The sequence below is a fragment of the Pseudomonas sp. TE3728 genome (assembly GCF_056279145.1).
In genome coordinates this window covers 1777018-1790350 of the sequence record NZ_JBWBQT010000001.1, presented here as the reverse complement: position 1 = coordinate 1790350, position 13333 = coordinate 1777018, and the positions used below count along the sequence as shown (strand labels likewise).

The 13333-nt window shown below is 51.8% G+C and carries 12 protein-coding genes; 8 read left to right on the top strand and 4 right to left on the bottom strand.

What is annotated here, in order from left to right; all coding sequences use genetic code 11:
* The first annotated feature begins 3 nt into the window (after positions 1-3).
* From arsJ to ACZ89R_RS07465, 3 genes are all read left to right on the top strand, one after another.
* Entirely contained in the window at positions 4-1224 is a 1221-nt protein-coding gene (arsJ, locus tag ACZ89R_RS07475) for an organoarsenical effux MFS transporter ArsJ (RefSeq protein ID WP_429546176.1), read from the top strand.
* 331 nt (positions 1225-1555) lie between these two features.
* On the top strand, positions 1556-2155 hold the full coding sequence (locus tag ACZ89R_RS07470; RefSeq protein WP_429547881.1) for a trypsin-like peptidase domain-containing protein: 600 nt from the start codon (positions 1556-1558) through the stop codon (positions 2153-2155).
* 201 nt (positions 2156-2356) lie between these two features.
* Positions 2357-3259: a universal stress protein gene (locus tag ACZ89R_RS07465; protein ID WP_429546177.1), complete on the top strand. Its 903-nt coding sequence runs from the start codon at positions 2357-2359 to the stop codon at positions 3257-3259.
* Here ACZ89R_RS07465 and ACZ89R_RS07460 read toward each other — a convergent pair.
* A complete protein-coding gene (locus tag ACZ89R_RS07460; protein WP_429379688.1) occupies positions 3253-3663 on the bottom strand; it encodes a hypothetical protein in 411 nt (136 codons plus the stop codon). The genes ACZ89R_RS07465 and ACZ89R_RS07460 overlap by 7 nt on opposite strands.
* A 335-nt stretch (positions 3664-3998) precedes the next feature.
* Here ACZ89R_RS07460 and ACZ89R_RS07455 point away from each other — a divergent pair, with 335 nt between their 5' ends.
* Entirely contained in the window at positions 3999-4835 is an 837-nt protein-coding gene (locus tag ACZ89R_RS07455) for an undecaprenyl-diphosphate phosphatase (RefSeq protein WP_123497711.1), read from the top strand.
* Between the two features lie 140 nt (positions 4836-4975).
* Here ACZ89R_RS07455 and rfaH read toward each other — a convergent pair whose 3' ends face one another.
* From rfaH to galU, 3 genes are all read right to left on the bottom strand, one after another.
* A complete protein-coding gene (gene rfaH, locus ACZ89R_RS07450; RefSeq protein ID WP_401173505.1) occupies positions 4976-5482 on the bottom strand; it encodes a transcription/translation regulatory transformer protein RfaH in 507 nt (168 codons plus the stop codon).
* Positions 5479-5910, bottom strand: coding sequence for a phosphohexomutase domain-containing protein (locus ACZ89R_RS07445; protein WP_063340366.1), 432 nt, complete (start codon positions 5908-5910; stop codon positions 5479-5481). The genes rfaH and ACZ89R_RS07445 overlap by 4 nt, the downstream gene beginning before the upstream one ends.
* A 76-nt stretch (positions 5911-5986) precedes the next feature.
* Positions 5987-6820, bottom strand: a complete 834-nt coding sequence (galU, locus tag ACZ89R_RS07440; RefSeq protein WP_429546178.1) for a UTP--glucose-1-phosphate uridylyltransferase GalU — start codon at positions 6818-6820, stop codon at positions 5987-5989.
* Between the two features lie 600 nt (positions 6821-7420).
* Here galU and ACZ89R_RS07435 point away from each other — a divergent pair.
* The 4 genes from ACZ89R_RS07435 to ACZ89R_RS07420 all read left to right on the top strand — a co-directional run bounded on the left by ACZ89R_RS07435 (position 7421) and on the right by ACZ89R_RS07420 (position 13327).
* Positions 7421-7915 (top strand): low molecular weight protein-tyrosine-phosphatase, encoded by a 495-nt coding sequence (locus ACZ89R_RS07435; protein ID WP_429546179.1) that lies wholly within the window; start codon positions 7421-7423, stop codon positions 7913-7915.
* Positions 7916-7960: 45 nt separating this feature from the next.
* On the top strand, positions 7961-10189 hold the full coding sequence (locus ACZ89R_RS07430) for a polysaccharide biosynthesis tyrosine autokinase (protein ID WP_429546180.1): 2229 nt from the start codon (positions 7961-7963) through the stop codon (positions 10187-10189).
* A gap of 306 nt (positions 10190-10495) precedes the next feature.
* Complete coding sequence (locus ACZ89R_RS07425) at positions 10496-11818, top strand: UDP-glucose dehydrogenase family protein (protein ID WP_429547882.1); 1323 nt, start codon at positions 10496-10498, stop codon at positions 11816-11818.
* Between the two features lie 261 nt (positions 11819-12079).
* Positions 12080-13327 carry a polysaccharide biosynthesis protein gene (locus tag ACZ89R_RS07420; protein ID WP_429546181.1) on the top strand — a complete coding sequence of 416 codons (1248 nt, stop codon included), beginning with the start codon at positions 12080-12082 and terminating at the stop codon, positions 13325-13327.
* The last annotated feature ends 6 nt before the right edge of the window (positions 13328-13333 follow it).

Sequence of the window (13333 nt, the reverse complement as noted above, 5' to 3'; positions counted from 1 at the left end):
GTGATGAAAGCGTTGTCAGCCCTCACGCCTCAAGTGCGGCAGTACCTGCTCGTGACGGGCAATTACTGGGCCTTCACCCTCACCGACGGTGCCTTGCGCATGTTGGTGGTGCTGCACTTTCACGCGTTGGGCTACAGCCCGCTGCAAATCGCGGCGTTGTTTCTGTTCTATGAACTCTTTGGTGTGATCACCAATTTGCTGGGCGGTTATCTCGGCGCTCGATTGGGCCTGAACCGGACCATGAACATTGGGCTGGGGATGCAGGTTGTGGCGTTGTTGATGCTGACGGTGCCAGTGGCCTGGCTGACGATTCCTTGGGTGATGGGCGCGCAGGCGCTGTCGGGGATCGCCAAAGACCTGAACAAGATGAGCGCCAAAAGCTCGATCAAGCTGTTAGTGCCCGAGGGGCAGCAGGGCACGCTTTACCAATGGATAGCCATCCTCACCGGCTCGAAGAATGCACTCAAGGGTGTTGGTTTCTTTCTCGGCGGGGCATTGCTCGCCCTGATCGGGTTCAAAGGGGCATTGCTGGCCATGGCGGGTGTCTTGGCGCTGATCTGGGTCAGCAGTTTGATTCTGTTGAAAAAGGATTTGGGCAAGGCCAAAGCCAAGCCCAGGTTTCGCGACATCCTGTCCAAAAGCCGGGCCATCAACATTCTGTCGGCGGCGCGGATGTTTCTGTTTGGTGCTCGCGATGTCTGGTTTGTCGTGGCGTTGCCGGTGTACTTGAGCAGCGTCTTTGGCTGGGACTTCTGGAAGGTCGGTGGATTCCTCGCGGCCTGGGTGATCGGCTACGGCATCGTGCAATCGTTCGCGCCGCGAATCACCGGAAAGAAGCGGGGGCATGTTCCTGATGGCCGCGCTGCGTTTCTGTGGGCGCTTGCTCTGGCAGGCCTGCCCGCGGCAATCGCTCTGGGGCTGAACACCGGGTTGTCGCAACAGGCGGTGCTGTTAGGCGGGTTGATGGTTTTTGGTGCGCTGTTCGCGGTGAACTCTTCGCTGCACAGCTACCTGATCGTGTCCTATGCCAAGGAAGACGGCGTGTCGCTGGACGTGGGTTTTTACTACATGTCCAACGCCATGGGACGGCTGATCGGCACCGTACTCTCTGGCTGGGTTTATCAGGCTTTCGGGTTGGCGGTGTGTTTATGGATATCCAGCGCATTTGTTATTTTCGCGGCAATGATTTCCGTGGCGTTACCGAGGCATGCTGAAATGCGTTAGATTGCGCTGGCGGTGGCTGTTTCACTGGCTTTACGCGAAGTGTCCAAGTGATTTTTGTTTAGGGTCCTGTCATTTTTCAGACGTCAAATATTTGCAATTTATTGTATGGATCGAAAAGCAATTAGCCCTAGCACAATTCATTCATACGCATTTATTAAAACCTCAGCCATAAATAAACGCATCAGGTCACGCTGCGAGGAAAACTACAAAAACCGGACAACTAAAAGATTCGCCACAATAAAAATCAAATCCTCCTTATAAGTCGGTGATTATCATGATTAAAATCATGACCTACTTTTTAATAGGAGCTGGTATTGCAGGATGCAACGGTATGGTAAAGCCCGACTTGTCGGGGCCTGCCAATGATTCATATTTTTCCGTCTTCTCGGGCTTTCCTTTGCCCTATCTGTACATGGCTTCCGCCGTGCAATGGAACGAAGACTATGCCGTCACCACGCGCCACACCCCTCTCGTACGCAACGTGAAATACAGCTGCAGCACTGGTTGCGACCTTGTTTTCATCCAGCACAAGGCCGACGGCCGCTACCCGTCATGGCGCGCACCGCGTGTGGGTGAACACATCACTGCCGTGGGCGCGAGCCCCTACATGACGACCGTCACCGGGCAAGGCAAAGTGTATCCGGCGCCTTTCATCAACAGCGATGAAGGCAGCGGCGAACGCTATGCCATCCATGATGCCCCGATGATTAAAGGGATGTCGGGTGGTCCCGTCATTGGCAGTGACGGCAACATTGTCGGCATCAATGTCGGTTTTTTCTCCACGACGCTTAATGATGTAAGTTTTCATCCCGGGTTAAAGGGGGCTGAGAGAGTCAGCATCTTTATCCCTTACTCGATCATTCAACGTGAATGGGAGTTGATGCAGGTGAAGCTTAACGATCCGCACGGCGCGAAGTACGCGAAGAAGTAACTTTACGTCGTCAATCAATTGACCGTCGGAATGTGTCTCATTGTATTGGCTGCAATGAGACACACCTTGGATGGTTAGTTGAATCCAGGCGTATATTGATTGTGTCGATCCGGGTCATTGAGGCGATAGCAGATCGCTGGCGGTGCGACAGACGAGAGGCTGGGGGGCTAGCAGATATCCCAGAACGTTTGGAGGTGTGACATGAGCCAATATCAACGACTCTTTCTAATAGCCGGCCCCACCATGCGTCACACGCCGGCACTGCAGCGGGCCGTCGCCCTCGCCGAGGCCACGGGCGCAGCGCTGCATATCACGGTGTTTATCGAAGATTTCAACATCTTGGGTTTGATCCACGCCAGTGCGAGGTTTCGTGAGGCTTGCCAGCAAGAGAACGAAAAATGGCTCAAGGATGAAGCCGATCTGATCCGTGGACGCGGAATCAACCTGAGTACCGAGGTGCTGTTCACTCGCGACGCGCTGCAAGAGATCCTTCAGCACGTGACAACAACGCAGGCGGATCTGGTTATCAAGGATGTGCAGCATGAGTCGGCGCTCAAACGCGTTTTCATCACGCCTCTGGATTGGCATCTGCTGCGTGAATGTCCGGTGCCTGTGCATCTGGTCAGCGAAGTCAGTTGCCCACTTCCACGCGTAATCGTGGCGGCCGTCGATCCGTCGCACCCAGAGACTCAGATCACTGGAATCAACGACCTGATCGTCCAGGCTGCGAACGAGTTGGCAATGCAATGCCATGCAGAAATGCATCTGCTGTATGCCTACGATCTATCGCAGACACATATATCCGATGCGGGCGCGGGTGCAGTGACGATGCCCGGCTTCAACAGTGACGTGCGCAAGTCTTTGCATAAGTCATTCATCGCATTGGCTGACCATTACGGCGTGCCCACCGAACGGCAACACTTCGTTGCAGGGCCGCCAGGCAAAGCATTGGCCGACTTTGCAGCGCATCACCGGGCCGACGTGATCGTCATGGGCAATGCCCATCGCAAGGGGCTGGAAAAATGGGTGGGCAGTACCACGGAGCATGTTCTGTATCGGGTGCCCTGCAACATTCTCGCCGTCGCCGGGCAAGCGGATCAATGAATGGATCCGTTGTTAAGTGAGCTGGGGCCTCGGCGGCCGACTCGGGATTTTTTCAGGGCGCGTGCCGAGATATCCCGGAAGGTGTCACTGTCGGTCGCCGCGAGCAGCTTTTCACCGTCCTTCAATGTGGCCATAAAGGTCACTTCGGTATTTTTCCCGGCGAGCAGATAGCCGGCGATGGCGCCGACGGGACCGAGCAACATGGCACCCGCGAGCCCCAGGCCTATGGCGGACTTTATATTCTTATTCGAATCAGTGTTCTGAACGGTTAGATCTTTAAACTCCGAGACCGGGAAGCTGGTTCCAAGCCGGGGTTTGAGGGACGTTTTGAGGGTGATGGTTCCAAGGTGATATTCCCCGTCGCACTGCGGGAAGTCACCGGCGAGTACTATGATCTTTGCCATATGGAATATTCTCTTGGAGCGATCATTTTTGGGTAGAACATTGCGCGCGCCCAAAGCCGAAACGTCAACGATACGACGATGAGTGGCATCCATGAATTCGCGATATACAAGTGCCGATTCTGCAAAAGAATTTCATTCTCAGATGTTCTCGGGGCGAAGGGTATTTCAGGAGCCCCGACCCGGCGCTGCGACATGGACGTTTTATAACGTTTAGCTCAAGCAGGCAGAGAGTGCGCTTTAATCCTCCGCTGGTTCGACAGGTTTAATCGCGACCAGAATCAAATGTTCGGCATCATCAACAGACCTTTCAGCCGAGAGGGTTTAACGGGGGATTAATGGACTTCTGGACCACCACGCAGGTATCGATTCTAGGGTTGGTTGAAGGGCTCACAGAGTTTTTGCCCATCTCCAGTACGGGACACCAGATTATTGCCGCGGACTTGCTCGACTTCGGCGGTGAGCGAGCCATGGCGTTCAATATCATCATCCAGTTGGGGGCTATTCTGGCGGTCGTCTGGGAGTTTCGTCGCAAGATTCTGGAGATCACTACCGGTTTGCCAACCCAGCGTAATGCGCAACGTTTCACGCTGAATTTGTTGATCGGTTTCTTGCCGGCGGTTGTTCTGGGTGTGATGTTCGCCGACAAAATCCATGAGTATCTTTTCAACCCGATCACCGTGGCCGTGGCGCTGGTGATAGGTGGAATCATCATGTTGTGGGCGGAGCAACGTGAGCATGTGGTGGTTATCGATCACGTTGACGAGATGCGCTGGACCGATGCCTTGAAAGTCGGTTGCGCACAGTGCCTGGCGATGATCCCCGGCACTTCGCGCTCGGGTTCAACGATTATCGGCGGGTTGCTGTTTGGCCTGTCACGCAAGACGGCTACCGAGTTTTCATTCTTCCTGGCGATGCCGACAATGGTGGGGGCCGCGGTGTACTCGGGCTATAAGTACCGCGACCTGTTCCAGTCTGCAGACTTGCCGGTGTTTGCCTTGGGGTTTGTTGCCGCATTCCTCTTTGCGATGATTGCCGTGCGCGGTTTGCTCAAGTTCATCGCCAACCATAGTTATGCGGTGTTTGCCTGGTACCGGATTGCGTTCGGTTTGCTGATTCTGGCGACATGGTTTTTGGGTTGGATCGACTGGAATCATCTCTCGGAAGGGGCGTAGGTCTGTGGCGAGCGAGCTTGTTCGCGTTGGGCTGCGTAGCGGCCCCAAAAATCTGCCAACCGATTTTTGTGAGTGCTACGCACTCAAACGGGAGAAAGCTCCCTTGCCACAGGTTCTTTTACTCAAGCCGCTGAGTGGATCTAAATCTTGTTAACCCCTGCCAGTGGCAAGCTGATGTGCTGTTCACGCTGCAGGAAATTCATCATTAACAGCACCCGTTCCTCGCCATCCATGGCCAGGAACACCGCCTCGAGATCGGAGAACGGGCCTTCAGTGATGCGCACCGTATCTCCGTGCCTCAACAACGTTGTCACGATCGCCTGACTGTCTCGCTCCTGAAGCTCGTCGATCAGTGCATCGCGGATCGGCAGTGGCTGACCGCCGAACCCGACGACTCGCGAAACACCGCGGGTCGAGCGCAGCGGGCCCCAACTGTCCTGAAGGCTCAGCTGGATAAACAGATAGCCAGGAAACAACGACTCGCTGATCACTCGACGCTGCCCGCGCAAAACGCGCTCACGCCGGTAGGTCGAACGAAAACAGGCGTAGCCCTGGCGCTGTAAATGCTCTTCGGCGCGCTCATCCTGTTTGGGCTTGCACTGAAGCAGATACCAGGCTTTGGCGGTGTGCTCTGCAATCGCGTTCATTTAAATGCCTCCTCTGCGTCGATCTGCTTCAGCACTTCGGCGGTTTTGTGCTGCATGAGCGAGCTGTCGCCGCGGCTTTCCACGGTCAGGCACGTCACGCCATCATCGTCCAGAAGACGCAAGCTGAGACGCCAGTCGGCAAAGACCAGGTTCAGCCCATCGCTCTCGTCGATGTCGAGGGCGTCGGCGGCGTAACGCTGCCTGATGCTCGCCATTAACGCCGGACCATCCTTGACGTGACGGCGGATTTCCCCGGAGGAGGGGAAGGCACCGATGCGTTCCACCAGCAGCACCGGCTGTTTCTGCACCCGGGGAAAGATCAGCTCCGACGCATAGGCGCGCACGATGAGGTACGCGAGGTTGTTCTTAAGGTCAGCGCCATACGGGCGGCGACTGTCATCTGCCTTGAAACCGCTCAATGTCTTCATAGAGGCTTCGTCCATAGGGTAATAAAGACCAAAAAATCAATTCGATAACGCACGCGTTTGTCAGGGTTCAGCGCCGTCACAAGGTGTTCTGATGCAGGTGCTCGAAACAGAAGTTGGTGGCTTCGATGTAACCTTCGGCGCCGCCGCAATCGAAGCGTCGTCCCTTGAATTGGTAAGCCAGTACGCAGCCGTTTTGGGCCTGCTTCATCAATGCGTCGGTGATCTGGATTTCACCGCCCTTGCCAGGCTCGGTATCAGCGATCAGGTCGAAGATATCGGGGGTCAGAATGTACCGACCGATAATGGCCAGGTTGGACGGGGCGTCTTCCGGGCGGGGCTTTTCGACCATGCTGTTGACCCGGTAAATACCCTCGCGAATCAGCTCGCCGGCAATCACGCCGTATTTTTGAGTCTGCTCACGCGGCACTTCCTGGATTGCCACGATCGAGCAGCGGAATTGCTCGTAGAGCTTGAGCATTTGCGCCAGTACGCCGTCACCTTCCAGGTTCAAACACAGGTCGTCGGCCAGCACCACGGCGAATGGCTCATCACCGATCAACGAACGACCGCTGAGAATGGCGTGACCCAGGCCCTTCATCTCCACTTGGCGGGTATAGGAAAAAGTACAGGTATCGATCAGCTCACGAGTGCCTTCCAGGAATCGCTCCTTATCAGTGCCGCGAATCTGGTGTTCGAGCTCGAAGCTGACATCGAAATGATCTTCCAGCGCTCGCTTGCCCCGGCCAGTGACGATGGCCATATGTTGCAGGCCGGCGTCGCGCGCTTCCTCGACGGCGTACTGGATCAGCGGCTTATTGACGATCGGCAGCATCTCCTTCGGCATGGCCTTGGTGGCGGGCAAAAAGCGGGTCCCATAGCCGGCAGCGGGGAATAGGCATTTACGAATCATGGAAGCGTCCTTGAAAGTAGACAGATGGAATGGCTAATGGCAGTAGGAAAGGTTCGACGGGTTGTCGGAACCGGTAACGCTGGAGAGTGCGGGCTCTAAATGGCTCGATCACTCGAGAAAAATGTTGGCAACGCTGCAGGGGCAGCGAAAGGCCTGTGCGCCATGTTTCGAACAAGGCGGGGGCAGAGAAAATCGGGCGGTCGGTTGGCCGGCGAGCATGCCTGGTTGTTCCACGGCATGCTCCTGACGCAACCTGCTGTAAACAAAGTTATTACCCAAGACATCTCTTACCCAACTTCTAACCGAATGTCCGACGTCCTGGCAATGCACTAACGGAACGGCTATATATTAGCCACTCGCTATTTCGGTGTAATTTAGATTGAACGGTCGCGGGAAAACGGCAATTGTTAGAAATTGTCTGGATAAATTCCAGAACTGTTATTTTCAGCGCTCAAAGAGTGAGATGTTATTTTTTGTCTGAAGAAAAAGTTGGGGGCTGTTCAAACGTCATGGTAATAAATACGCACTGATGGTTTGAAAGTTTCAGCTGCAGTTACTGGGGTTATACATACCCGGATTCATTCGTAGTTTAAAGCTCTTATGTTCGGCAAGTGCTATGTCACCGCCAATGTTGACAAGACGGGGAATGTTATCTTGCTTAAAAGGGTTTTGATTGTCTGCGTCGGCAATATTTGCCGCAGTCCCACCGCGGAGCATCTGCTGCGCGGGGCACTCGTTCATTCCGATATCGAGGTCAGTTCGGCTGGTCTCGCTGCCTTGGTGGGCAAACCCATCGAGCCGACGGCACACGCCCTACTCAAAGAGCATGGTCATCTGCCCGATGGACATGAGGCCGCTCAACTTACGCCTCAATCCGTCAGCGAGGCGGACTTGATTCTGGTGATGGAGCGGCGGCATGTCAGCGGGGTACTCAACATTGCCCCTGAAGCGCGAGGCAAAGTGTTGCTATTGGGCAAATGGCAAGACGATCGCGAAATCAGCGACCCCTACCGTCAAGGCAAACCTGCATTTGTGCACGCTTATGCGTTGATCGAAGAAGCCGTACTCGCATGGGCACAGCGCCTGGCGCGCTGATGGCCACTCCTTTTTGAATCGTAATACAGGCAAAGAATCCGACTTATGCAGCAAGCACCGGTAGTTAACGTGCGGGACGACGACAATGACGAGATTGATCTTCTCGGCTTGTTTGGAACACTCATCGACCATAAATGGCTGATTGCCGCGGTTACCGGTGCCTTCATGGTGGCTGGGGCCGCGTACGCGGTGATTGCGACCCCGGTATACCAGGCGAATGCGCTGTTGCAGGTTGAAGCGAAAAAGAACGATTTGTTGGGTTTCTCCGATGTCAGCAGTATGTTGGGCAAAGAATCGCCTTCGGCGACCGAGATCGAGCTGATCAAGTCTCGTGCGGTGATTGGTAAAGCGGTTGATAACCTGAAACTTGATATCGTCATACAACCGATGTACTTCCCGGTGGTCGGTGAGTTCCTGGCTCGTCGATTCCAGAGTAAAAATCCTGGTGAAATAGCCGACCCCTTGTTGGGGTTGAACAGTTTCGCCTGGGGAGGGGAGTCGCTGAAGATATTCAAACTGGATCTTCCCGACTCGCAACTGGGCAAGAAGTTGACCCTGACCGCGGGTGAAAATGGTCATTACACCTTGGTGGACGAAGACGACAACCTATTGGCAGCCACCCAGACTGGGCAACTTTTCGAACAGAATGGTGTTGCGTTCCAGATAGAGGAAATGCACGCCAATCCTGGAACCCGCTTCAGAATCATCCGCAATTCTCGCCTGACCAGCATCCTCGACTACCAAGAGGATTTGGATGTATCCGAGCGCGGAAAAGAGTCGGGCATGATCGGGCTGGCGCTGGAAAGCACAGATCCGAATCAGGCCATCAAAACACTCAATGAAATTGCCGCTATTTATGTGCGGCAAAACGTAGAGCGCACTTCAGCTGAGGCAGCGCAGAGCCTGGCGTTTCTTAAAGAGCAACTTCCGGTGGTCAAGCAGGACCTGGAAAAAGCCGGGAATGCCTTGAATGAATACCAGACGCGCAGCAAGTCCGTGGACATCACGCTCGAAACCAAAGCCATTCTTGATCAGATTGTCGGGCTTGATACCAGCATTTCAGAGTTGAAATTGCAGCAAGCCGAGATGGACCGCAAATTCACCCGCCAACATCCCGCCTATCGCGCCTTGTTGACTCAGATAGGTGAGTTGACCAGCAAGCAGAAAAGTTTGGCGTCCAAGGTGGAGGGCCTTCCCTCCACCCAGCAAGAATTGTTGAGCCTGACCCGGGATGTAGAGGTCGGTACCGCCATTTATACCCAACTGCTGAACAAGTCTCAGGAACTGGATGTGATGCGCGCGGGCACCGTTGGTAACGTGCGTCTGATCGACACCGCGGACGTCAATTTCCTCAAGCCGGTCAAACCGAAAAAAGCCTTGATTGTATTGATCGCCACCATTCTTGGCGGCTTCTTGGCGGTGGCCCTGGTGCTGGTACGCAAGGCACTTAACCGGGGACTGGAAAGTCCGGAAGCCATCGAGCAACTTGGGTTGCCGGTCTACGCGTCGATTCCTTACAGCGTTTTGCAGAAAACCGAAGAAGACAAAGTCTCCCGCGGACGAGGGCGCTCCGGGGCAGGTACTACGTTGCTGGCCGTCAGCCATCCTACCGATCTGGCAATTGAGGCACTGCGCAGTTTGCGTACCAGCCTGCACTTCGCCATGCATGAGTCCGACAACAACCGCCTGATGATTTCCGGGCCCAGCCCTCAGGTGGGTAAAACCTTCGTGTCGGTTAACCTCGCGGTGGTGATAGCACAAACCGGGTTGCGGGTATTGCTGATCGATGTGGACATGCGCAAGGGCTATCTGCACAAAGTGTTAGGTGTTTCTTCAGACAATGGGCTCTCCGATATCCTGGCCCGGCGCTGCGATGTGGCCACCGCTATCCATAAGACCGAAATCGACAACTTCGATTTTGTCAGTCGAGGCCAGATCCCGCCCAATCCTTCCGAGTTACTGATGCACGCCAATTTCAGCGCGCTATTGGAGCAGGCGAGCAAGCAATACGATCTGGTAATTCTCGATACGCCACCGATATTGGCAGTGACAGACGCGGCGATCGTCGGGCGCTTGTCTGGGACCAACCTGATTGTGACGCGCTATGGCCTGAACCCGGCGAAAGAAATCGAGTTGACGGTCCGTCGGTTCTCCCAGAATGGCGTTGCCATTAAAGGTGCGATTTTTAACGGCGTGGAGAAAAAGGCCTCCAATAAATATGGCTACAGTGATTATGGCTATTACCACTATGCCTACGCCTCCGACAAAAGTTGATGAGTGAGCAGGTCGCGTCATAAGTTCAGATGTTTGACGGCGTTACTGTTGTTCTTGAGTTTTTATCGTTTATTGCTGCGCCGGATCATTAGCCAATAGGCAGGATCAAACCGATATTTCATGGAAGCACCACGTCCTGAGGAAGATGACGAAAAATCCTGGGGCGGTAGCGTGTCTTATGCCGCTTCCTTCCTCATCGGTCACTCTTATTGCCGAACTTTAAGGCTATCAAGGAGCCTGGGATCTCTTAGGTTTCCAGCGGACGGCGTGAGCCAAAAACCAACGTTTGTATCACAGGTAATCATCATGAAAGTCACAGTATTCGGAATTGGCTACGTAGGTCTTGTTCAAGGGGCGGTGCTCGCCGAGATTGGCCACGATGTCATTTGTGTGGACATAGATGAGCAAAAAGTCAGAAACCTCGAACAGGGGATTATTCCAATCTATGAGCCTGGACTGGAAGTCTTAGTTAAAGAGAACTACAGCGCTGGAAGATTGAAATTCACTACAGATGCTATAGCTGCAGTGAAACATGGAGAGGTTCAATTCATTGCGGTAGGCACACCTCCTGATGAGGACGGATCTGCGGACCTGAAATATGTACTGGCCGTTGCCGAAACAATAGCAAGTAACATTGAAAGTAATTGTATTATCATTAACAAATCTACCGTTCCTGTTGGGACGGCCGATAAAGTGAGAGACCGAGTTGCGAGCGTACTTTCTGAGCGCGGCCGCACTGATCTCTCATTTGATGTTGCATCGAATCCAGAGTTTTTAAAAGAAGGTTCTGCAGTATCTGACTGCATGCGTCCGGATCGGATAATTGTCGGGACCGAGCAAGCTAACACCGAAGCAGTCATACGTGATTTATATGCGCCATTTAATCGCAATCATGAAAAAATAATTGTCATGGACGTTCGCAGCGCTGAGCTGACGAAATATGCAGCCAACTGCATGCTTGCAACAAAAATCAGCTTTATGAATGAGATATCCAACCTCTCGGAGATGCTCGGAGCTGACATTGAAATGGTGCGTAAAGGTATCGGCTCGGACCCGCGAATAGGCTATCACTTTATTTACGCGGGGTCCGGATACGGCGGCTCCTGTTTCCCAAAGGATGTGAAAGCTCTTATTAAGGCTTCGGAGCAATTGGACTTCGATGCGAAAGTTCTAAAGTCTGTCGAATCACGAAATCACGAGCAAAAATCTGTTCTATCGAGAAAAATCCTAAAACATTACGACGGAAAAATAGAAGGTAAAGTTTTCGCGCTTTGGGGATTAAGCTTCAAACCAAATACGGATGATATGCGTGAAGCTCCAAGTCGAGTTCTAATCGAAGAACTCTGGAAACATGGAGCCCACGTGCGTGCATTTGATCCAGAAGCTATGGAAGAAACTCAGCGAATTTATGGGAATCATGAAAATCTAAGTCTTTGTGGCACCAAAGAAGAAACTTTAAAAGACAGCGACGCCCTCATAATTATAACGGAATGGCAAGCATTTAAAGCTCCAGATTTTGATAATATAATTCAGAAGCTTCGCAATCCCGTCGTGTTTGATGGAAGAAACTTGTTTAATCCGAAAAAAATGCAAGATCTTGGGATCGAGTACTACTCAATCGGCAGGTGAAGTAGCTACCTTTCGCACATATGACGATCGTCTAAAAAAACGCTATAGAGTCTTTTGGTTGTAGCGATAATCGCTTATAAAAGACTCGACTATTAATAATAGACGATCTATTAAATGTGCGATGCGCTGACCTGGTTCAGGAGATTCAACATGGTTCTGAACAGGTAGCCAGCCTAACAATCAGGTTATATAGCTCTTTCAGAAAAAAGGTGAATGTACTTTAATTTGTCGTAGAGAAAGCGAAAAGTTACGATGGTGTTATTGAAAAAAGTACTAAATTCACAGCTGATCTCAGCAGTGCTCAGAGTAATAACTCTTATCTGCAAGCTCGTTTTCGTAATTTATCTGGGCGGAAAGTTAAGCCTTTCCGACCTTGGGGACTACGGTCTAATTGCAGCTATGACCAGTTATTCAATTTATTTCATAGGGCTCGAGGCACACTCATACGTAAATAGAAAAGGGATAGGAGAGGATTCTAATAAATGGCGAGTCCTGATTAATAAACAGCTTGGGCTATACCTGTTTACATCATTAGTCTTCCTTGTGATAACCCTGCTGTTGAGTCAACTGCATGCACTACAATTCAAGTACCTTTATTTTTTCTTGGGGATTACGTTGGTCGAACACTTCGGTCAAGAGTCCTACAGGACATTAATCGCACTAAGAGATCAACTGGCTGCTAGCTTAAGTCTTTTTTTTCGCGCAGCATCTTGGGTGATAATAACGGTTGTTGTATTTCAGTTGGAAATATACCGAGTTGAGTTAACGGATATATTTACTATGTGGTTGGTATTTGGGGCTATCAGCACCATAGCTACCTACATATATATTTCCAAAAAGTACACTAATGCCTGGTGTTTTACTCCGAAGCTTGATTATCACTGGTCAGTGTCCGCGATAAAAACCGCTTTAATTTTTCTCATGGCAACACTAAGCCTTAGGCTAATGCAGGTTTTAGACCGAGTCATCATCAACGCTACATCCGACAAGGAAACGCTAGGAATCTATGTTTTTTATACAAGCCTCAGCATGGCGGCGAGCGCTCTGTATATGTTCTTTGGGCCCAGCAGAATATATCCTGTCCTGGTAGCCCTTCATAAGGATGACGACAAGGCGCAATTTAAACTAGTGTCCAAAAAGCTTTTGCTTATATCTCTTCTTATGGGCGCTTTTTTTTGCTTGGCTATACCGTCATTTCTTGTGGCAGCTTCATTTTTTAGTAACTCACAGCTATTCCATATACAGCAAAACCCGCTTTTATTGATGTTGGTATTAGGGGCCTTGCTAGCAAACGCAATAAACTTAGGCTATCAGTACGTTCTCTACTGTAAAAATCTTGATAGAGTCATACTGCTATCCAACTGTATTGGGTTGTCCGCAAGCATTCTTTACTTGATAGTAATTTATTGTGTATACCAAGTTGATGCAATCAATGTAGCTGTCGCAGTATTGTTATTTTACCTCGCGAGCATAGTATTTAAGGTTTTCATAAATAAGCAGACTCAATAGGATGCC